This is a genomic window from Sphingomonas sp., from assembly GCF_035944535.1.
Taxonomy (GTDB): Bacteria; Pseudomonadota; Alphaproteobacteria; order Sphingomonadales; family Sphingomonadaceae; genus Sphingomonas_B.
This window is the reverse complement of sequence record NZ_DASZBC010000005.1, coordinates 29,629-48,608: the sequence shown is the minus strand read 5'-3', so window position 1 is coordinate 48,608 and position 18,980 is coordinate 29,629. Positions and strand designations below refer to the sequence as shown.

Sequence of the window (18,980 nt, the reverse complement as noted above, 5' to 3'; positions counted from 1 at the left end):
AACCAAGGAGAGGTGAGATGGACCTGGAGTTCAGCCCCGAAGACATGGCGTTCCGTGAAGAAGCACGCCGCTTCATCGCCGAAAACTATCCCCCCGAGCTGCGCGCGAAGATCGCCCACGCCGAAGAGCTCGAGAAGGAAGATTATCTGAAGTGGCACCGCATCCTGGCCAAGAAGGGCTGGGTCGCGCCGGCTTGGCCGGTCGAATATGGCGGCCCCGGCTGGACAACGACGCAGCGCTTCATCTGGTCGGAGGAACTCGCCCGCGCGGACACACTGCCGATCCTGCCGTTTGGCATCAACATGGTCGGGCCGGTCATCTACACCTTTGGCACGGCCGAGCAGAAAGCGCGCTTCCTGCCGCGCATCCTCTCGGGCGAGGATTGGTGGTGCCAGGGCTATTCGGAGCCGGGCGCCGGCTCCGACCTTGCTTCGCTGCGCACGCGGGCGGTGCGCGACGGCGACCATTACGTCGTCAATGGCCAGAAGACCTGGACCACGCTTGCCCAGCATGCGGATTGGGGCTTTTTCCTCGTCCGCACTGACCCCGATGCCAAGGCGCAGGAAGGCATTAGCTTTCTGCTGATCGACATGAAATCGCCCGGCATCACCGTGCGGCCGATCATCACCTTGGGCGGCGAGCACGAAGTGAACGAAGTGTGGCTGGAAGATGTGCGGGTGCCCGTCGACCAGCGCATCTATGAAGAGAATAAGGGGTGGACTTGCGCCAAGTTCCTGCTTGCACATGAGAGGACCGGCATTGCAGGCGTGGCCCGGTCGAAGCGCGGCGTCGAGCGGATCAAGACGATCGCGCGTACCGAGATGGACGGCGATAAGCCGCTGATCGCCAACGCCTTCTTCAAGCGCAAGATCGCCGAACTCGAGATCGACCTGACCGCGCTCGAATATACCGAGCTGCGGACCTTGGCGTCAGAGGCATCGGGCCGCGGGCCGGGGCCGGAATCTTCGCTGCTTAAGATTAAGGGCACCGAGATCCAGCAGCGCATCACCGAACTCGCGCTGGAGGCGGTCGGCCATTACGGCGCGCCCTATTTCCGCGGTTTCCCGGAAGGCGACAACCAGTATCCGATCGGGCCCGATTACGCCCATCGCGCCGCGCCGACCTATTTCAACGGCCGCAAGACCAGCATCTATGGCGGCTCGAACGAGATCCAGCGCAACATCATCGCGAAGATGGTTCTTGGCTTGTAATCACAAGCCGAGAACCACTCCGGCATAGGCCGGGGTCGAAGCAGTCGAACACGCCGCGGTGCGGCACTTTTTGTGGGGCTGGGCCCCGGCTCTTGCCGGGGAACGGGAGGATATATGGACTTCAGCTATAACGAGACGCAGCAGATGCTGCGCGACACGCTCGCTCGCTTCCTGAGCGACACTTACGACTTCGAGACCCGGCGCAAGATGATCGCAGGAGAGACTGGGCGCGATCCCGGCATCTGGCGCGCGCTGGCGACCGAACTCGGCATCCTCGGCGCGCCATTCTCCGAAGACCAGGGCGGGCTTGGAGGTGGTCCGGTCGAGAACATGATCGTGATGGAGCAACTGGGCGAAGCGATTGCGATCGAGCCCTATCTGCAGACGGTGGTGATCGGCGGCGGCGCATTGAAGGCCGCGGGCGGAGCCCAGGCCGATGCGCTCATCCCGCAGATCATCGCCGGAGAGGCAGTGATCGCCTTCGCCTATGCCGAACCCCAGGGTCGCTACGAGCTGCACAATCTTCGCACCAGCGCGCGGCGCGAGGGCGAGGGCTGGGTGCTGAACGGGCACAAGGCGGTGGTCTATGCCGCGCCCTGGGCAACGCATCTTTTGGTGACAGCGCGAACGGGTGGTAGCCAGCGCGAGGCGTCTGGCGTCTCCCTTTTCCTGATCGAGGCGAACCGGCCTGGCATTGTCCGTCGCGACTATCCGACCGTCGATGGCTTCCGGGCGTCCGAGATCTATTTCGAGAATGCCTCCGTGCCGGGCGATGCGCTGATTGGCGAAGAGGGTGCCGCGCTGCCGCTGGTCGAGCGCATCGTCGACGAGGCGACCGCTGCCGTCTGCGCAGAGGGTGTCGGCGTGATGCGGCGGCTGCACGCGGGCACACAGGATTATGCCCGCCAGCGCAAGCAATTCGGCCGACCGATTTCGGACTTCCAGGTGCTGCAGCACCGGATGGTCGACATGTTCATGGAGGTCGAGCAGTCGGCATCGATGACGCTGATGGCCACGCTGAAGCTCGATCTTCCCGACGTGGAGCGCATGGCGGCGGTCAGCCAGGCAAAGGCCAAGGTCGGCAAAGGGCTGAAGTTCACGGGCCAGAGCGCGGTCCAGATCCATGGCGGCATCGGCATCACCGACGAGCTGGCGATCGGCCATTATTTCAAGCGCGCGACGATGATCGAAGGCCAATTCGGTTCGGTCGATCACCACCTCGCCCGCTTCGAACGGCTGAGCATGACCGACTGAGAGGGCAGCGGTCAGTCGGCGCGATCGGCTGACTGCAGAGCCTGGTTCAGCATGGCGGACAGCTGCGCCAGGTCATAGGGCTTGCGCAGCAGATGGGGCTCTTCGACGAGCGCCTTTTGGATGGCTTCGGAGTCGGCAAAGCCGGTGGCGAAAACGATCGGAGCCGTGCCGCCGCGGGCCCGGATCTCGGTGGCGACCTGAGCCCCGTTCATTTCCGGCATGGCGAAGTCGAGCAGGATCAGGTCAGGCCGCACGGTCGGCAGCAGCGCAAGCGCGGCGGGGCCGCTGCTTGCCTCGACCGTGCGGTGGCCGAGCTCTTCCAGCATCGAAAGGGTCAGCAGCCTCACATCCGGATCATCGTCGATCACCAATATCGTTTTCGGCTCCTGCAGCGCGGGGGTCACCGGCCTATCGGGCGCCGCTGCGCCGGCCTGATCGACCAGCGGCAGCAGAATGGAGACTGTCGTGCCCTTGCCCGCTTCGGAGCGGATGCCGGCGCGGCCGCCCGACTGGCGCGCGACTCCATAGACCATGGAGAGGCCAAGGCCGGTGCCCTTGCCGACCGGCTTCGTCGTGAAGAACGGATCGAAGGCCCGTGCGGCCACGTCGGGCGACATGCCCAAGCCGGAATCGACCACCTCGATGCACAAGTAGCTACCGTCGGCGAGCTCGACATCATTGTGCACCTGGACCGGCTTGGTTCTGACGAAGATGGTGCCGCCGTCCGGCATCGCGTCGCGCGCATTGATGACCAAATTCATGATCGCGAGTTCGATCTGCGTGGGATCGCCCAACACCTGGGCGCCGCGCGCCCCGTCCAGTTCCATGCGGATGGTGGTCGCACTGCCGACCGCGCTCGACAGCAATTCGTTCATGCCCTCGAGCAGCTCGGCCACAGGGCAGGGCCGCAGCTCCAGCTTTTGCGTGCGCGAAAAGGCGAGCAACTGGGCGGTCAAGCGTGCACCCCGTTCCGCCGCCTGACGTCCCAGGTCGGCCCAGCGGGCAACCTTGTCGGAGCCAGGATTGCTGGCGATCAGGGCAAGGCTGCCGCTGACGCTTTGCAGCAGATTGTTGAAATCGTGCGCAATGCCGCCGGTAAGCTGGCCGACCGCTTCCATCTTCTGCGCCTGCCGCAGCGCTTCCTCAGCGCGGCGCCGCTCCGACATTTCGTGCGTCAGCTGCTGAAGCGTGGTCTCCAGATGCGCATTCTGCTCCCGCAACTGCAGGGGAGAGGGGATGGCGAGCAGCCGCGGGATCAAGGGCCACAGCACGATCGCAGTGCCGACAGAGGCGATCGCCGTGACGATCTTGATCACCGCCTCGACTCCGTAATCGGCATTCCACAGCGTCCAGATCGCCATCAGGTGCGTCACGCCGCAGGCCACGATGAAGGTCGCGAACAGCCAGAATATCCAGCTGAACTCGAGATCGCGGCGGCGGCGGATAAAGCTGATCAGGGCGACGGGGATCGAGAAATAAGCGGCCGCGATCAACGCGTCGCCGATCACATGCGTCCAGACCAATTCGGGCCGCCAGAGCAGGCAATAGCCATGCGGCGCGAACTTGCGGCCCGCATCGATGAAGTCCGTCAGCCACTCCATAGCCACCCCTTCACGCCCAGCTTTTCACCAGAGCGAGGGGAGGCTAGCAGGATCGAAAGACTTGGAGAAACGGAATGGATGTCAGCCGGCGCGACCTGATGCTTTCGTCTGCGGCGGTTGCCGCGCTGTCGACCATGAGCGGTCGAGCGATCGCCGCGGCTGCAAGCACTGCCGACGCTCAGGCGTCGCGCGTGCTGGACTCCATAACCGATCAGATGCTGCGCGATTTTCCGGAAAGCGCGACCGGGCTGGGCATCGACAAGGGTGCGCGCGCGGGGCTGAAGGCGCGGCTGACCGACAGCTCGGCGGCCGGCAAGCGCGAGGTGGCAGCGCACCTTCGCGCTGGGCTTGAGCAGCTGAAGCCGCTGCCGCTCGATCGGCTGAGCCCGACCATGCGCACCAATGTCGAAGTCGTGCGCACCGCCTTCGAGCTGGCGCTGGACGGCTTTGCTTTTCCCTATGGGGATGTGGCGGTCGGCGGCTATCGCAACTCGCCCTATGTCGTGATCCAGAATGTCGGTGCGTTCCTCGATACGCCCAAGCTGCTCGACAATGATCACCTGATCCAGAACAGCGCCGATGCGGAAGCCTATCTGCTGCGCCTGAACGCCTATGCGGCGCAGCTTGACGGCGAGACGGAGCGGCTGGCGTCCGCGCGCGCACAGGGCGTGATCGCGCCCGACTTCCTGCTCGACAAGGCGCTGAAGCAGCTTGCCGTGGCACAGCAGGGCCGGCCCGACGAATGGCTGCTGGTCACCTCCGTCGCCAAGCGGACCGCGCAGATGAAGGGCGACTTCGCCGGCCGCGCAGCGACCATCGCCCGCACGCGGGTCGCCCCGGCGCTCGCTCGCCAAATTGCCGAACTGCAGCTGCACCGCGCCCGTGCGGACAGCCGCGCCGGCGTCTGGAAGCTGCCGCGCGGCGACGAATATTACGCCTGGACGCTGCGCGCCGCGACAACAACGCGGCTGACGCCCGACGAAGTGCATCAGATGGGGCAGGACGAGCTTGCTGACCTGCAGCGCCAGATGGACCCGATCCTGCGCAGCCTCGGCTATACGCCAGGCACGGTCGGCGCTCGCATGACGGCCTTGGGCGAAGACCCTCGCTTCGGATTCCCGGATAACGATGCCGGCCGGGCGCAGATCATGGAGCTGCTCAACACCCGCATCGCGTCGATGAAGGCCTTGATGCCGCAGGCTTTCCACACGCTGGTGCGCGGCAATGTCGAGGTAAAGCGCCTGCCGCTGGCCGAAGAGCCCGGGGCGCCCGGAGCGTTCGGCGGAGCCGGATCGATCGACGGCACCATCCCCAGCCGCTTCTGGATCAACCTGCGCACGACCAAGCTGCACAACCGCTTTTCGCTGCCGACGCTCGCCTATCACGAGGCGATCCCCGGCCATGGCTGGCAGGGCGAGTACACATTCAAGCTGCCGCTGATCCGGTCGCTTCTTGCCTTCAACGCCTATTCGGAAGGTTGGGCGCTCTATTCCGAGCAGCTGGCGGACGAGCTCGGCGTCTATCGCGACAATCCCGTGGAGCGGCTCGGCTATCTGCAGAGCCTCGCTTTCCGCGCCTGCCGGCTGGTCGTCGACACCGGCCTGCACGCCAAGCGCTGGACCCGGCAACAGGCGATTGACTGGTTCGCGACCAGCAACGGCTCCTCGGTCGAGGAAGTGGCGGGCGAGGTCGACCGCTATTGCTCCTGGCCGGGCCAGGCGTGCGGCTACAAGGTCGGGCACAGCTATATCAATCGCTTGCGTGACCGAGCCAAGGGCGAACTCGACGAGCGCTTCGACTTCCGCGGCTTCAACGATGCGCTGGTGCTGGGCGGCCCCGTGCCGATGACGGTGCTCGACGGCGTGGTGAACCGCTACGTGGCGGCGGAGAAGGCTTGACGCAACAAAGCGAGGAGCCGACCGTTACGGGCATGATGCTGATCCGTGCTTCCGGCGCCCTTGCGCTCCTCGCTCTCGTCGCCGCGCCGGCATTGGCGCAGGAAAAGCAGCCCCGGCGCGTCCGGGTCGGGCTGGGACCGCAGGTGAGCCCCGCTTACCCCGGCGCCGATGAGGTGCGGTTCGGTCCTTACGTCAACGTCGACGTCGCGCGCGGCGACACGCCGTTCGCCTTCGAGGCGCAGGACGAGAGTTTCGGTTTTCCCGTCATCAACACGAACGGGATTGGGTTCGGGCCGTCGCTGAACGTGCAAGGCAGCCGCAAGAACTCGGACGTCGGCGCGCCGATTGGCAAGGTGAAGACCACTGTCGAAGCCGGCGGCTTCGTTCACGCGTTCCTTTCGTCCAACTTCCGCGTGCGGGCAGAGCTGCGCCGGGGCCTGGGCGGGCATGACGGTTTTGTCGGCGAGGCAAGCGCCGACTTCATTGCGCGCGACGGCGATCGTTATGTCTTCTCGATCGGTCCACGTGTGGTGCTCAGCAATGCAAAGTACCAGCGCGCCTATCTCGGTGTCGATGCAGCGCAATCTGCCGCCACCGGCCTGCCGCGGTTCACGCCGAAAGGCGGGTTGCAGTCGGTCGGCGGGACGGCGGGGCTCACCTATCAGTTCACGCGCCGCTGGGGTGTGATGAGCTATGTGCGTTATGACCGGCTGGTCAGTGACGCGGCCGACTCTCCCGTCGTTCGCCAGTTCGGAACGCGCGACCAGTTCTCGGGCGGGCTGGGCTTGACCTACACTTTCGGGGGCTGAGTTCCCCGGCCTCCGCCGGGAGCAACGAAACTCCCTACGGCACCACCTTCGGGTTATCCTTCTCCGCCGCCGCGACGATCTGCCGCACGCGGGCGAGCAGGGCGGGGGCGTCGTAGATGATGCCGTCCTTGATGGTCCAGCGCACGCCGCCGGCGCGTTCCTGCTTGCCGGTGGTGGGGTGCAAACGCAGCCGTCCGGTGCCGTAGAGCACCTTCAGGTTCGCGAGCGGGTTCTCAGGCACGACCACCAGGTCCGCGAGCATGCCGCGCCGGACGGTGCCGAATTGCGGGGCTTGGGCCTTGGGTTCGTTCAGCGTCCGGGCGCCGTTCAGCGTCGCCGCCTGCACCACCTCCAGCGGCGTGAAGCCAGCTTCCTGGAGGATCTCAAGCTCCTGCACATAGCCGAAGCCGTATAGCTGGTAGATGAAGCCGGAATCCGAGCCTGTGGTCACACGCCCGCCGATCTTCCGATAATCGCCGACCAGGCGGAGGAACTTCTGATAGAATTGCCGCCAGCGGACTTCGTCGGCGGTGGTCCAGTCGAAGAAATAGGAGCCGTGATTCTCGCGGCTCGCCTGGTAGAAATTCCACAGCGCCGGCAGCGTATAATCGCGGTGCCAGTCGGCAGTGCGCGCCTTCATCAGGTCGCGATTGGCGTTGTAGATGGTGAAGGTTGGATCGAAAACGACGCCGTTCTTCTTCTGCTCCTCCAGATAGGCCCACCATTCGGGCGCGCCCGGCTCGACGCTCTGCACGGCGATCGCGGCCACCTGCCCGAACCGATCATATTCGTTCAGATAATTATAGTCGGTCGGGAAAGCTTGGATTGTCGCGTCTTTCAGCAGGCTTTCGAAATGGCCGTAGAAGTGGGTGACCGAGCCCAGGCCTAGCCGCCCCGCTTCCAGTGCATCCAGCTGCGCGACACCGGTTTGCGAGAGGTGCGCGACGGTGCCGAGGCCTTGCTTCTTCGCTTCGTCGATCGTCGCGGCGATGACTTCGGGCGTCTCTTCGCCCCGGTTGAACAGCTTGATACCGTCGATGTTGTTCTTCGCCGCCCAGCGCACCCATTCACGTGCCTTGGTAGGGTTGTCGACCTTGCCCCAGCCGCTGCCCAGGGTCTGATAGTTCCAGATCCGCGGCGCCGCGATCTCGTTGCGCGCGCTCCGGCCCTTCTCGCTGGCGGACACCGCGGGGCCGGCCAGCGGCACGCCCCGCACGGTCGTCACGCCATGGGCCAACCAGAGTTTATAGGCATATTCGAGATCCGGCGCCTTGGTCGGGTCGCCGCCATGGACGTGCGTGTCGACGAAGCCGGGCAGCACATACATGCCCGTGGCGTCCAGCTCTTCGGCGCCTTCGGGCGGGCGCCTGTCCTTCAGCGGCAGCCCAGGCGTTCCGGCGATCAGGATGTCGGCGACCCGATTGTTCTCGATGACGATATCAACCGGCCCGAGCGGCGGCGAGCCGGTGCCGTCGATCAGCGTCACACCGCGGATGACGAGCTTGGGGAAGGGGCCGCGGCCTTCGCTGCGCGCGGGTGCCGGGTTCAGGTCACGCTGCGGTGCCGGGGCGGCAACTGCCGTCGCCGACAGCAGCACGCCCAGCAGCAAGGCGCGCATCACTTGAGCGTCTCCAGATAGGCGATCACGTCCGCGCGCTTCTGCGGGTCCTTCATGCCGGCATAGGCCATCTTGGTGCCGGGAACGACCGCCATCGGCACTTCGAGGAAGCGGTAGAGCGTCTCGCCGTGCCAGGTGAGGCCGCTCTGCTTCATCGCCGAGGAATAGGCATAGCCGGGCAGCGAGCCGGCGGCGCGGCCGACCACCTGATGCAACGTCGGACCGACGCCGCCCTTGTTCGGCTCGACGGCGTGGCAGACGCGGCATTGGACGTAGGTCTTCTCGCCGGCAGCCGGATCGCCCTTTAGCTCGGCAAAAGCCTTGGGCGCGGCCGCAGGCGTTTCGGCCGTTGGTGCCTGCTGCTCGGGCTCGGCTGATTTGGAGCAGGCGGTAAGAGCCAGCAGGCTCAACATCATCAGGCGCATTGGCTTCTCCAGTGTCAGCGTGCCCGCAACTGGCTGATCGTCACCGCCGGGCTGATCTGTTCGACATCGGTCTTCAGGTGCAACAGCTTGACGCCCTCCTGCGCGAGCGCGCGAGCAAGGGCAGGGGCGAACTCCTCGGTGGTCTCGACCGTCTCCGCCCAGCCACCGAATGCCCGCGCCAGCGCGGCAAAGTCGGGATTGTGGAGCTGGGTGCCGGAGACGCGGCCGGGATATTCCCGCTCCTGATGCATGCGGATGGTGCCGTACCAGCCATTGTCGACGACAATCACCAGCAGGTCGCAGCCATAAGCAACCGCCGTTGCCAGTTCCTGCCCGTTCATCAGGAAATCGCCATCGCCAGCGACCGCGACGACTTTCTGCTCCGGCCGCCTCAGGCATGCCGCCACCGCCGCGGGTACGCCGAAGCCCATCGCACCGGCAGTCGGCGCCAGCTGAGTGCCATAGCCCTCGTAGCGCCAGTAGCGGTGCCACCAGCCGGAGAAGTTGCCGGCGCCGTTGCAGATGATCGTATCCGCCGGCATCGCTTCCCGCATCGCCAGCACGCACTGACCGAGATCGAGGCGCGCGCCTTCACGTGGCTTAGGCGCTGACCAATCGAGCCAGTCTGCATGCGCCTCACTCTCGAAGCTCACCTCCACCGCGTCCAGCATCTCGGCGAAAGCCGTCATGCCCGCGCAAATGGCAAGATCGGCGCGATAGACACTGTTCAGCTCTTCCGGGTCAGGATGGACGTGCACGAGCTTCTGTCCGGGGTGGTCGGGCGTGATGAGCGCATAGCCATCGGTCGTAGCCTCGCCCAGCCGGGCGCCGAGGACGAGCAGCAGGTCCGCATCTTTCACCCTCTGCACCAGCTTGGCATTGGGGCCGTAACCGAGATTGCCGGCCCAGGCAGGCGAGCTGTTCGGGATCGAGTCCTGGCGTCGGAATCCCGCCGTCACAGGCACGCCAGTCCGCTCGGCCCACGCGCCAAAGGCGGCGCCTGCGTCCGAGCTCCAGCCCGCTCCGCCAACGATCGCCAGCGGGGCCTTCGCATCACGGAAAAGGTCCTGCAAAATCGCGAGATCGCCGAGGTCGGGCGCTTGAAGTGGGGCTACGACGCGCGGCCGATCCACGGCCTCGACCTCGTCGAGCAGCATGTCTTCCGGCAGCACCACGACGACCGGTCCCGGACGCCCCGACATTGCCGTGGCATAGGCGCGGGCGGTGTATTCCGGGATACGCTCCGCCCGATCAATGCGGAGGACCTTCTTGCAGAGCGGCCCGAACATCTGGCCGAAATCGATTTCCTGGAACGCCTCGCGGTCGCGGTCGCCGCGCGCCACGTCGCCGACGAACAGGATCATCGGCAACGAATCCTGCATCGCGACATGCACGCCGATCGAAGCGTTGGTCGCGCCCGGCCCGCGGGTCACGAAGGCGACACCCGGCCGCCCAGTCAGCTTGCCGTCCGCGCAGGCCATGAAGCCGACGCCGCCTTCCTGCCGGCAGACGACGACCTCTATGCTGGGCGTGTCATGCAGCGCGTCGAGCACGGCGAGGAAGCTTTCGCCCGGCACGGTGAAGATGCGGTCCGTCCCCTGCGCGACGAGATTGTCGACCAGGATGCGCCCGCCGGTTCTGAGTTCGCCCATATTCTTCCTTAGTCATCCCGAACTTGTTTCGGGACAAGCTGTCCGCAGGCGAGGTGCTCGGCGGATACGCACGGAACTGACACCACCCTTATCCCGAAACAAGTTCGGGATGACGGTTTGCTGCTAGGCCTGATGGATCGCCTTCACGACCATATAGCTGTCGAGGCCTTCCGGACCGCCTTCGCTGCCGAAGCCCGAGTCCTTCACTCCGCCGAACGGCGTGTCGGCGCCCGAGATCGCGAAAGTGTTGAGGCCGACCATGCCCGCCTCGATCAGGTCGCCCAGCCGGTTCGCCCGGCGGCCATTCTCGGTGAAGGCGAAGGCGGCAAGGCCGAAGGGCAGGCGATTGGCCTGTTCGACCGCTTCTTCTTCGGTCTCAAACGGCCGAGCGACGCCGACCGGGCCGAACGGCTCCTCGTTCATGATCCGCGCGTCGAGGGGTACGTCGGCAAGCAGCGTCGGTTTGTAGAAAAAGCCGTCGCCGAACCGCTCGCCCCCCGCCGCGAGCTTGGCGCCTTTGGCTACTGCATCGTCGACCAGAGCCGCGATCGCGTCTGGGCGCCGGCCATTGGCGAGCGGCCCCATCTTGCTCGCCGGATCCAGGCCGTTGCCGACCTGATAGCCGCTGGTGCGCGCGGCAAAGCCTTCAACGAAGCGGTCATATACGCCTTGCTGCACATAAAAGCGGGTGGGGGAGACGCAGACCTGGCCCGCGTTCCGGAACTTCTGCGGCACGAGCATGTCCAGCGTGCGCTCGAGATCGCAGTCGTCGAAGATCAGCACCGGGGCGTGGCCGCCCAGCTCCATCGTCACCCGCTTCAACCCATCGGCCGCGAGCCGCATCAGGTGCTTGCCGACCGGCACCGAGCCGGTGAAGCTCACCTTGCGGATCACGGGCGAGGCGAGCAGGTGGCGGCTCACCGTGTCCGGTACGCCGAAGACGAGCTGCGCGACCTCGACGGGCAGCCCGGCATCGGCGAGCGCCCGCATCACCGCAGAAGTGCAGCCGGGCGTTTCCTCCGGTGGCTTGGCGATGACGGAACAGCCGGCGGCGAGCGCGGCCGCCAGCTTCTTCGCCATCAGATAGACAGGGAAGTTCCAGGGCGTGAACGAAGCGACCGGCCCGACCGGCTGCTTGATGACGATCGAGCGCTGCCCCGTCGGCCGCACCAGCACGCGGCCATAAGCCCGCTTCGCCTCCTCGGCATAATAGTCGAACAGCTGCGCGGCGCCGATCACCTCTCCCTTGGCCTCGCCGATCGGTTTGCCCTGCTCAAGGGTCAGCAGCGTCGCGATCCGGTAGGCGCGCTCACGGATCAGATCCGCCGCCTTGTGAAGAATAACAGCGCGCGCCTCCACGTCAGTCGCCTTCCACAGCTTGAAGCCGCGATCCGCAGCTGCGAGTGCCTCGTCGAGATCGGCGGCGCTGGCCAGCGGGACTTCCGCCTGGGCCTGGCCGGTCGCCGGGTTGAGGACCGCCTGCCGATCCTCGCTCGCGCGCCACGCTCCGTTCACGAACAGCTTCAGGTCTGCGTCGTACTGCGCTTGCATATCCACCTACTCCGTCGGGCTGAGCTTGTCGAAACCCTGCTTTTCTCCCTACCGACCCTAGAAACAAGAACAGGGCTTCGACAAGCTCAGCCCGAACGGAGGGGACGATGAACCAGTTTACCGAGATTGCGAGGGGGCTCCGCTTCCCCGAAGGCCCTGTCGCTATGCCGGATGGCAGCGTCATTCTGGTCGAGATCGAGGCCGGGCGCATCACCCGCTGCTGGGGCCACGGCAAGTCGGAGACCATTGCCGTGCCTGGTGGCGGGCCGAACGGGCTCGCCCTCGGTCCCGACGGCATGCTCTATCTCTGCAACAATGGTGGCTTCGAATATATCGAAGCGCAGGGACTTTTGATCCCACATGGCGCGGCTAAGAGCTGGAGCGGCGGATCGATCCAGCGAATCGACCCGAACAACGGCCGTGTCGAAACCCTCTACACCCATGCCGGCGATGTGCAGCTGCGCGGCCCCAATGACATCGTCTTCGACGATGCGGGCGGCTTCTGGTTCACCGATCACGGCAAGACCTTCGAGCGGTCCCGCGACGTGGTCGGGGTCTTCTACGCGAAGGCCGACGGCAGCCATATCGAGGAAGCGATCTTCCCCTTGGAGAATCCGAACGGCATCGGCCTCTCGCCTGACGGCAAAAGGCTTTATGTCGCCGAGACCTTCACCGCCAAGCTCTGGGCCTTCGATATCGAAGCGCCCGGCAAGCTTGCGAAGGGCGAGAGCCTGACCGGCTCTGGAGGGCAGTTCGTGTATGGCGCGGGCGGCTATAGCTGGTTCGACAGTCTGGGCGTCGACAGCGACGGCAATATCTGCGTCGCTACCATCGGCAATGGCGGCATTTCGGTGATCTCGCCTGCCGGCGAGCTGGTGGACTTTGTGTCGACCGGCGACCCGTTCACGACCAACATCTGTTGGGGCGGGCCGGACCTGCGCACCGCATACATCACCCTGTCAGGCACAGGCCGGCTGGTGAGCGTGGACTGGCCGCGGCCCGGATTGCCGCTGCACTATCTGAACCGCTGACGAACGGTCCGCACCGACGCGGTTCAGCCGGACTGATGCAGAGTCCGCACCTCGCGCGTTGAGGATGCGAGGCTAGCATGTACGCGGATCGAGGCTGGAGCAAGGAAAGGGCCGCATCGGCTATAGGCGTGGCGCTCGTGCACGCGCTGCTCGGCTATGCGCTGATTGCCGGCCTTAAGTTCGAGTTGCCGCGCCGTGTCAGCGAAGAGCTCAAGCTGATCGACGTGCTGCCGCCGGCCGATCCGCCCAAGCCCGAGACCAAGACCCCGCACAAGGTAAAGTCGGAGCGCCCCGAAGGCGAAGCCTCGCCGCCGAACCTGCGGGCCGAGCCCACGCAGATCGTGCTGCCGCCGCCCAAGATCCCGGTGCGGTCGCCAAACCCGGTGCCTGTTGCGCCGATCGCCGGCGTCGGCAATGCGCCCTCGGCCGGCTCGGCCGACATTCCCGGCCCGGGCTATGGCGCGGGAGGCTTCGGTAATGGTCGCGGCGCCGGCGGCCTCGGCGATGGCGACGGAGCGGGCGGTGTCTGGACACCGCCGCGCCTGCGCAAGGGCCGCATCCGTGATTCCGACTATCCTCGCGCCGCGGGGGAGGAGGGGATTGGCGGCACGGTCGGCGTACGCTTCGTCGTCGACACCGAAGGCCGGGTCGCGCGCTGCGACATCACCCGCTCCAGCGGCAGCCCGATCCTGGACGACGTCACCTGCCGATTAATTCAGGAGCGTTTCCGCTACGAGCCCTCGCGCGATCCGCAGGGCAGGCCTGCACCCGCCACCATCGTCCAAAACCACACCTGGGAGGTTCATGACATCCGCGACGAGGATCGCTGATTTCCGCTCGTCCCGAGCGAAGTCGAGCGGCGGAGGTAGAGAGTTCGGAGAAGCGCCCCTCGACTACGCTCGGGACGAGCAGGTCTTTGTGGCCTTCTTGGCCTTCGGCGCCGGCAGCTCGCGGGCCGTGATCCGCAACAGCTCCGCCAGCCAGTCGCCATCATCCCAGCGATCGGCGTCGATCAGCGGGTGCGGCTTGGCCTGCGGATAAGGCGGCGCTTCCTCGATCGGGCCGGTGAAGGCAGCGCCGCCAATCGTGCGTTTCACGAACAGCTGATCGTCGCACACCAGAGCGACCATCTTGCCGTCGAGGTAAAGGCCGTATTCGCCGAACATCTTCTTGGCCGTCACCTCCACCCCGCCCGCGCTCAGCTGGTCGAGGAGGAAGGAGACGGTGTTCGGGTCGCACGCCAAGCTCTTTATCTCCCGAGCAGCACCCGCGCCTGGCCGGCGATCTGGGCTAGCATCGCCGCATTGGGCGCGGTGGTGGCCCGCGCCCGATGGATCAGGTCGCGGAACTGCGCCACACGGCCGGACTGGCGGTCGAGCCATTCGGCGGTGAAGGCCTGAGGGTCCTTGCCGCCGGCGCGGGCGAGGAAGTCCAGCCGCATCTGCTGGAAGTCGCGAGCCAGGCCGGCGGTGAGCAGCCGCTCCCACGGGTCGGACGGGGCGAGCCGCGCGGCGGTCGCCTGCGCCCAGTCGAGCCCCAAAGCCTCGCCGACGCCGGTGAAAGCGCGGGTGAGCACGACCTCGTCTGTGTTCGTCTCGACGCCGAGGGTCGCGAGCCCGACCGCGCCATCCATCTCGTAAAGCCGGGCGACGCGGCGTACGCATTCAGGCGGCGCGCCGAACTCGAGTAGTCGCCGCGACAGCGTGGCGGAGGAAGCTTGCGCCTCTTCCTCGAGCAGCGCCTCGAGTTGCGCGTCGAGCCGGCCGATGCCCGGCCCAAGCCGCGCGACCAGCTCGCCGGGCAGTGTGCCGGGGTCCGTCGCGCGGAGCAGGTCCGCCATCTGCGCCCGCACGCCGACTGCAATGGCGTCTAGCAGGGCGATCCGCGCCGCTTCGCTCATCCCCGCATGGTCGATCGCGTTCCAGAGCTGCGGCAGGCCGAAGAGCCGCTCGGCCGCGACGAACATCGAGGCGATGTCGCCGAGCGCCGCGCCTTCCTCTTCCGCAAGCTCGTACGGATGGATCATGCCCAGGCGATTGACCATCCGGTTGGCGATCTTGGTTGCGAGGATCTCACGCCGCAACTGATGCTGAGTGATCGGCTCCGCGAACTTCTCGCGCATCTCGGGCGGAAAGGCCGCAAGCAGGTCGGCGTCGAGGCTCGAGTCCTCGCTGAGCCGGCTCGCCTCGATCGCATCCTGGAGCGCCAGCTTGGCGGTGGAGAGCAGCACCGACAGCTCGGGCCGGGTCAATCCCCGATTCTCCTGCGCCCGCCGCAGCAGTTCGTCATTGCCGGCGATACCCTCGACGGCACGATCCAGGCGGCCCGCAGCCTCGAAAGTCTCGATCAGCCGCACATAGGAGCGCAGGCCGGTGGTCGCGCCTGACTCCGCGACGGACAGCGCCAGCGTCTGGTGGCGGTTGTCGTCCAGCACCAGCTCGGAGACATCGTCGGTCATTCGTGCGAGGAGCGCGTTCCGGTCCTCGAACGACAGCCGGCCTTCGTTCATCTCGCGGTTGAGCGCGATCTTGATGTTGACCTCATTGTCCGAGCAATCGACGCCCGCCGAATTGTCGATGAAGTCCGTGTTGATACGACCGCCCAGCTGCGAGAAAGCAATGCGCGCGGCCTGGGTGACGCCGAGATTGGCACCTTCGCCGATCGCACGCGCGCGCAGTTCCTCGGCATTGACGCGCAGTGCGTCATTGGCCGGATCGCCGACTTCGCCGTTCGACTCCGTGCGCGACTTCACATAGGTGCCGATGCCGCCGAACCAGATCAGGTCGGCCGGGCTCTTCAGGATCGCCGAGATCACCGCCGCCGGTTCCAGCTCCGCTTCGGTGATGCCAAGCGCGGCCTGCGCTTCTTCGGACAGGGTGATCGTCTTGGCGGTGCGCGGGAAGACGCCGCCGCCCTTGGAGATCAGCTTCTCGTCATAGTCCGCCCAGCTGGAGCGGGGCAGGGCGAAGAGCCGCTCGCGCTCCGCCCAGCTCGCTGCCGGATCGGGATCTGGATCAATGAAGATGTGGCGGTGGTCGAAAGCGGCAACCAGCTTCACCGCTTTGGAGAGAAGCAAGCCATTGCCGAACACGTCGCCGGACATGTCGCCGCAGCCGACGATGCGGATCGTCTGCGTCTGGACGTCTATACCCTGTTCCGCGAAATGGCGCTGGACCGAGACCCAGGCGCCCTTGGCGGTGATGCCCATCGCCTTGTGGTCATAGCCCTGGCTGCCTCCGCTCGCGAATGCGTCGCCCAGCCAGAAGCCGCGCTCCAGCGCGATGGCGTTAGCCACGTCTGAGAAGGTGGCAGTGCCCTTGTCGGCCGCGACGACGAAATAGGGGTCGTCGCCATCGCGCGCGACCACCTGCTCCGGATGCACGACCTTGCCCGCGACGATATTGTCAGTGACCGACAGTAGCGAGCGGATGAAGACGCGGTAGGATTCCGTGCCTTCCGCCAGCCAGGCGTCGCGGTTGGCCGCGGGCGGCAGCTGTTTCGGAAAAAAGCCGCCCTTGGCGCCTGTCGGGACGATGACGGCGTTCTTCACCCGCTGTGCCTTCATCAGGCCCAGGATCTCGGTGCGGAAATCGTCGCGCCGGTCGGACCAGCGCAGGCCGCCGCGGGCGACGGGACCCGCGCGCAAGTGAATGCCCTCGACGCGCGGGCTGTACACCCAGATTTCGCGCCAGGGCAGCGGCGCAGGCAGTCCCGGAATCGCGGCGCTGTCCAGCTTGAAGGCGAGCGCTTCGGTCGCAGCGGGGGAGAAAGCGTTGGTGCGCAGGGTCGCAGACACGACGCTGCGGATCATCCGCAGAATGCGATCGTCGTCCGCGGCCTGCACCTGGCTCAGCCCGGCATCGATCGCCCGCAGCGCCTTGTCGGCGTCCGACTCGGATGCGCGAGCCGGATCGTGGCGGGCGTCGAACAGGTCGATGATGCCGCGTGCGACGGAAGGCGCGCGACGCAGCGCCTCCACCACGGTCATCAGGCCGTAGGACAGGCCGGTCTGACGAAGATAGCGGAACCAGGCGCGGAACAGCATCACTTCGCGCGGCAGCATCGCGTTGGTCACGATCAGCCTGTTGAACGCGTCATTCTCCGCCGTGCCGGACAACACTGCGGCGACCGCCGGTTCGATCACGTCCGCGCGGGCGAGCAGGGCCTGCGCCTGCTGTCCGTCTTCAACTTCCAGCAGGAAGTCGTGGATGCTGCCGAGCCGGTCTTCGAGTGTCGCCGGCATTTCTTCGATGACACGGAAGCCGAAATTCTCAAGTGTAGGGACCGCGGCTGACAATGGCACCGATCCGCCCACGTTGAAGATTTTCAGTCGCAGCTGACGTTCATTGTCCCGCTCGAACCGGTGCAGCCGGACGTCGCGTGCTTGCGCGCCTTCCAGCTGCGACAGGCGCAGCACGTCCAGCGCAGCTTCGGCTGCCGTATATCGGCCTCGATAATAGGCAGGGAAGCTTTGCGCGTAGCGGAGCCGCAAACGGGCCGCCCGGCCCGGATCGACATGCTCGGCGAGCGTCGCCTCGATGCCCGGCGCCCAACCGCGCACCATCTCGGCGATGCGCCGGTCGAGCGCTTCCGTGTCCGGCACCCGGCCTTCGCGGATGTCGAGCGTGTAGCGGATCAGCGCCAAGTCGCCGCTTTCCAGCGCCACGCCCCAGTTGAGGATCTTCGCGTTGGCGGACTCGGCGAGGAGGCGGCCGATCGTCAGGCGGCGCGCGGTGGTCAGTTCATCCCGCGGCAGCCAGACAAAGGCGAAGACGTGACGGCCGAGCGCGCCGGTGACCGTCACCAGCTTGGGCCGCGGCCGGTCGGCCAGCGACATGAAGGTCAGGGCCAGCTTTTCCAGTTCTGCCGGCGCGAAGGCGATCAGCAGGTCATGGGGCAAGGCGGCAAGCGCGTGAGTCAGCGCCTTGCCGGCATGGCCCGCGGGGTCGAACCCGTATTTCTCCTGCAGCGCCGAAAGGCGCGCGCGCAGGATCGGGATCTTGTTGGGCGGCGTGCCGAGAGCGCTGCTGGTCCACAGCCCCGCGTGGATCGAAAGGGCATTAATAGCGCCGCCCTCGCGAACGGGCAAAAGGATCAGGTCGAGCGGCGCACGGCGGTGGACGGTTGCGATCAGGTTCGACTTGATCAGCAGCGGCGCCTCGCCGCCCACGTTGAAATACTCGAACGCCCGGTCGAGCGAACCACGGGCGATATACTCCTGGCCCCCCGCGCGCGACATGCCGAGCGGATCGCGCCGGACATTCTCGCGGTCGCGTATCTCGTGCCCAAGCTGGGTAAAATGCGCGTCGAGGAACCAGCGCAGCAGCGCCGCGCCTTCGCCGTCCGGCAGCCGGTCGGCATCCGCTTTGAGCGCGCGCTGCATCAGCGGCCAGTCCTCGACCGCGGCCCGCACATCGCCGAGCACGGCCTCGAGCTCTGCCAGCAAGGCGCGTCGTTCGCGCGCGTCGGCGCGTTCGACTTCCATATAGATCATCGACTCCCGCCGGGCGCCGCTTTCGCCGCTGGGGAGCAGGCCGATCAGCTGACCCGCCTCGTCGCGGCGAATGCAGAGCACGGGATGGAGAACGCGGTCGATCGACAGGTCGTGCGCGCTAACCGTTCCGGCGACCGAATCGACCAGGAAGGGCATGTCGTCATTGACAATGGCGAGCCGCATGAACCGGCGGCCATGAGCGACCGACTCCAACTTGATCGAAGGCTGCCCCGGCGTCCGTTCAGCGGCGGCTTCGGCGACGAAGGTCGCCGCGTCCAGCCGCGCCTGCTCGTCGAAATCGTCCAGCTCGCCCGGCAGGGCGCCCTTGATCAAGGCTTGGGAAAGGTCGCTGATAAGCTGTTGGTCCGGCGTGCCTTGCCGGTTGCGCGTGGCCGTCGCCATGAAACTCCGCCTGCGATTGGTGCCCGTCGAACGC

General features: G+C 66.3%; 13 protein-coding genes. 6 read left to right on the top strand and 7 right to left on the bottom strand.

The features are described 5' to 3' along the window. The first annotated feature begins 17 nt into the window (after window positions 1-17). Complete coding sequence (locus VGT77_RS03880) at window positions 18-1,211, top strand: acyl-CoA dehydrogenase family protein (RefSeq protein ID WP_327459767.1); 1,194 nt, start codon at window positions 18-20, stop codon at window positions 1,209-1,211. A 114-nt stretch (window positions 1,212-1,325) separates the two neighbouring features. Next, a complete protein-coding gene (locus VGT77_RS03875; protein ID WP_327459765.1) occupies window positions 1,326-2,465 on the top strand; it encodes an acyl-CoA dehydrogenase family protein in 1,140 nt (379 codons plus the stop codon). 11 nt (window positions 2,466-2,476) lie between these two features. Here VGT77_RS03875 and VGT77_RS03870 read toward each other — a convergent pair whose 3' ends face one another. After that, entirely contained in the window at window positions 2,477-4,066 is a 1,590-nt protein-coding gene (locus VGT77_RS03870) for a response regulator (RefSeq protein ID WP_327459763.1), read from the bottom strand. 74 nt (window positions 4,067-4,140) lie between these two features. Between VGT77_RS03870 and VGT77_RS03865 the strand changes: the two genes are divergently transcribed. Both VGT77_RS03865 and VGT77_RS03860 read left to right on the top strand, forming a co-directional pair. Beyond that, a complete protein-coding gene (locus VGT77_RS03865) occupies window positions 4,141-5,964 on the top strand; it encodes a DUF885 domain-containing protein (RefSeq protein ID WP_327459761.1) in 1,824 nt (607 codons plus the stop codon). Beyond that, the gene (locus VGT77_RS03860; protein WP_327459760.1) at window positions 5,961-6,773 is read left to right on the top strand and encodes a MipA/OmpV family protein; all 813 of its coding nucleotides are present in this window, start codon (window positions 5,961-5,963) and stop codon (window positions 6,771-6,773) included. The genes VGT77_RS03865 and VGT77_RS03860 overlap by 4 nt, the downstream gene beginning before the upstream one ends. A gap of 34 nt (window positions 6,774-6,807) precedes the next feature. On the opposite strand, the gene VGT77_RS03855 is transcribed toward VGT77_RS03860, so the two are convergent. The 4 genes from VGT77_RS03855 to VGT77_RS03840 all read right to left on the bottom strand — a co-directional run bounded on the left by VGT77_RS03855 (window position 6,808) and on the right by VGT77_RS03840 (window position 12,019). Beyond that, window positions 6,808-8,391 carry an amidohydrolase family protein gene (locus VGT77_RS03855; protein WP_327459758.1) on the bottom strand — a complete coding sequence of 528 codons (1,584 nt, stop codon included), beginning with the start codon at window positions 8,389-8,391 and terminating at the stop codon, window positions 6,808-6,810. Beyond that, on the bottom strand, window positions 8,391-8,816 hold the full coding sequence (locus VGT77_RS03850) for a cytochrome c family protein (protein WP_327459756.1): 426 nt from the start codon (window positions 8,814-8,816) through the stop codon (window positions 8,391-8,393). Before VGT77_RS03850 ends, VGT77_RS03855 begins: the two co-directional genes overlap by 1 nt. A gap of 14 nt (window positions 8,817-8,830) precedes the next feature. Next, window positions 8,831-10,468 carry a thiamine pyrophosphate-binding protein gene (locus tag VGT77_RS03845; protein WP_327459754.1) on the bottom strand — a complete coding sequence of 546 codons (1,638 nt, stop codon included), beginning with the start codon at window positions 10,466-10,468 and terminating at the stop codon, window positions 8,831-8,833. 123 nt (window positions 10,469-10,591) lie between these two features. Continuing rightward, the gene (locus tag VGT77_RS03840; RefSeq protein ID WP_327459752.1) at window positions 10,592-12,019 is read right to left on the bottom strand and encodes an NAD-dependent succinate-semialdehyde dehydrogenase; all 1,428 of its coding nucleotides are present in this window, start codon (window positions 12,017-12,019) and stop codon (window positions 10,592-10,594) included. 107 nt (window positions 12,020-12,126) lie between these two features. Between VGT77_RS03840 and VGT77_RS03835 the strand changes: the two genes are divergently transcribed. Then, a complete protein-coding gene (locus VGT77_RS03835; protein WP_327459751.1) occupies window positions 12,127-13,050 on the top strand; it encodes an SMP-30/gluconolactonase/LRE family protein in 924 nt (307 codons plus the stop codon). Between the two features lie 77 nt (window positions 13,051-13,127). After that, a complete protein-coding gene (locus VGT77_RS03830) occupies window positions 13,128-13,880 on the top strand; it encodes a TonB family protein (protein ID WP_327459749.1) in 753 nt (250 codons plus the stop codon). A gap of 63 nt (window positions 13,881-13,943) precedes the next feature. On the opposite strand, the gene VGT77_RS03825 is transcribed toward VGT77_RS03830, so the two are convergent. Continuing rightward, window positions 13,944-14,294 carry a TfoX/Sxy family protein gene (locus tag VGT77_RS03825; RefSeq protein WP_327459745.1) on the bottom strand — a complete coding sequence of 117 codons (351 nt, stop codon included), beginning with the start codon at window positions 14,292-14,294 and terminating at the stop codon, window positions 13,944-13,946. A 5-nt stretch (window positions 14,295-14,299) separates the two neighbouring features. After that, on the bottom strand, window positions 14,300-18,946 hold the full coding sequence (locus VGT77_RS03820) for an NAD-glutamate dehydrogenase (RefSeq protein ID WP_327459744.1): 4,647 nt from the start codon (window positions 18,944-18,946) through the stop codon (window positions 14,300-14,302). Window positions 18,947-18,980 lie beyond the last annotated feature (34 nt).

Bases quoted from the DNA above. Each gene is read 5' to 3' on its own strand.
- VGT77_RS03850 (WP_327459756.1), bottom strand. From the start codon at position 8,816: ATGCGCCTGATGATGTTGAGCCTGCTGGCTCTTACCGCCTGCTCCAAA.
- VGT77_RS03840 (WP_327459752.1), bottom strand. From the start codon at position 12,019: ATGCAAGCGCAGTACGACGCAGACCTGAAGCTGTTCGTGAACGGAGCG.
- VGT77_RS03870 (WP_327459763.1), bottom strand. From the start codon at position 4,066: ATGGAGTGGCTGACGGACTTCATCGATGCGGGCCGCAAGTTCGCGCCG.
- VGT77_RS03855 (WP_327459758.1), bottom strand. From the start codon at position 8,391: ATGCGCGCCTTGCTGCTGGGCGTGCTGCTGTCGGCGACGGCAGTTGCC.
- VGT77_RS03845 (WP_327459754.1), bottom strand. From the start codon at position 10,468: ATGGGCGAACTCAGAACCGGCGGGCGCATCCTGGTCGACAATCTCGTC.
- VGT77_RS03880 (WP_327459767.1), top strand. From the start codon at position 18: ATGGACCTGGAGTTCAGCCCCGAAGACATGGCGTTCCGTGAAGAAGCA.
- VGT77_RS03830 (WP_327459749.1), top strand. From the start codon at position 13,128: ATGTACGCGGATCGAGGCTGGAGCAAGGAAAGGGCCGCATCGGCTATA.
- VGT77_RS03820 (WP_327459744.1), bottom strand. From the start codon at position 18,946: ATGGCGACGGCCACGCGCAACCGGCAAGGCACGCCGGACCAACAGCTT.
- VGT77_RS03875 (WP_327459765.1), top strand. From the start codon at position 1,326: ATGGACTTCAGCTATAACGAGACGCAGCAGATGCTGCGCGACACGCTC.
- VGT77_RS03865 (WP_327459761.1), top strand. From the start codon at position 4,141: ATGGATGTCAGCCGGCGCGACCTGATGCTTTCGTCTGCGGCGGTTGCC.
- VGT77_RS03835 (WP_327459751.1), top strand. From the start codon at position 12,127: ATGAACCAGTTTACCGAGATTGCGAGGGGGCTCCGCTTCCCCGAAGGC.